The organism is Thermoflexus sp., from assembly GCF_025055495.1.
Taxonomy (GTDB): Bacteria; Chloroflexota; Anaerolineae; order Thermoflexales; family Thermoflexaceae; genus Thermoflexus.
This window is the reverse complement of the sequence record NZ_JANWXB010000112.1, coordinates 1-1391: the sequence shown is the minus strand read 5'-3', so window position 1 is coordinate 1391 and position 1391 is coordinate 1. Positions and strand designations below refer to the sequence as shown.

Annotated in this window: 1 protein-coding gene; it reads left to right on the top strand. The window is 60.6% G+C overall.

Annotation, left to right across the window (positions count from 1 at the left end; all coding sequences use genetic code 11):
- Positions 1 to 1254, top strand: a 1254-nt coding sequence (locus tag NZM16_RS03830) for an ABC transporter permease (protein WP_295478669.1), incomplete at its 5' end; no start/stop codon positions are given.
- Positions 1255 to 1391 lie beyond the last annotated feature (137 nt).

Genomic DNA, 1391 nt, shown 5'->3' with positions numbered 1-1391 from the left:
TCCCATGCTGCGCACCGCACCGGGCGTGCCGGCGGCCCGGCCCGCCGGCAGGCCCCCCGCCGGCCCAGGCCCCGCACGGCCCCGCCGGCCTGGTTCAATCTGTTCCGGCGGGAGAAGCTGCCGGAAACGATCGCCCTGGATTCCCGACGCGGTCAGGTATCTCGAGCCGAAAGGTCGGTTGAAGGGGGCAAGCAAATCGCCTTACTCTATGCCTTCGAATACCAAGCGGACGATTTCCCATCGGAAATCAACCTGTTCTATGACGCGGTGTATCAGGCCAAGCCTCCATTCGTCTCCATCCTTTGGCGCACGCCAGACGGTCGGGAGATCCTGATCGGGGAGTTCAGCGCTCGACCTAGCGGGAGCTTCCGGTTCGATCAGGACGAGGCGCTGGCCCGACGGGTCCGCCGCCTGATCGGTGATCTGCCGGTGTCCACCGGGCTGTTCACTGCGCCCAATCTCCAAGGAGCCCCCAGGCCCCTTAAGGGCTCCTATCAGGTTGAGGTGCGCGTCTTGGCTTTCGAGCCTCAGGCCACATTCGATGCGGAACTCGTTGTGTATGGCAAGGTGTATGGCCTAGCCGGGACCGATCACCTCCGTCGAGATTTACGAATCGCCCTGTTATGGGGGGCGCCAGTCGCCCTGACCTTCGGATTGCTGGCGGCAGTCGGAACCATCTTCACCACCGTCATCATCGCGGCCATCGGCGCCTGGTTCGGGGGACTGTGGGACGATCTGATTCAACGGGTCAACGATGTGGTCCTCATGCTTCCTTTCCTCCCGATCCTGATTATGATCGGGACTCTGTATTCGCGAAGCATCTGGGTGATCCTGGGAGCAAGCATCCTGCTGAGCGTGTTCGGAACAGCCATGAAGACGTTCCGGGCGATTTTCATCCAGGTCCGCAACTCGCCTTACATCGAGGCCGCCCGGGCGTATGGGGCGGGGAACTGGCGGATCATCTTTCGCTATCTGATCCCACCTGTGTTTCCGGTGGTGATCCCCAACCTAATCATCCTAGTGCCCAGCTTTGTGTTCTTGGAAGCTTCGCTGGCTGTGCTCGGCTTAGGAGATCCTGTTCTGCCCACCTGGGGGAAAGTGATCGAGAATGCGGTGGCCAACGGGGCCCCATACAGGGGCCAGTATTACTGGGTCCTGGAGCCCGCATTCCTCCTCATGATCACCGGCCTGGGGTTCGCTATGTTAGGATTCGCTCTGGATCGCATCTTCAATCCGCGCTTGCGGGAGATGTAACAGATGGGAGCAACCGAGATCCTTCGGGCGGAAGAATTGACTCTGTATTCGCGAAGCATCTGGGTGATCCTGGGAGCAAGCATCCTGCTGAGCGTGTTCGGAACAGCCATGAAGACGTTCCGGGCGATTTTCATCCA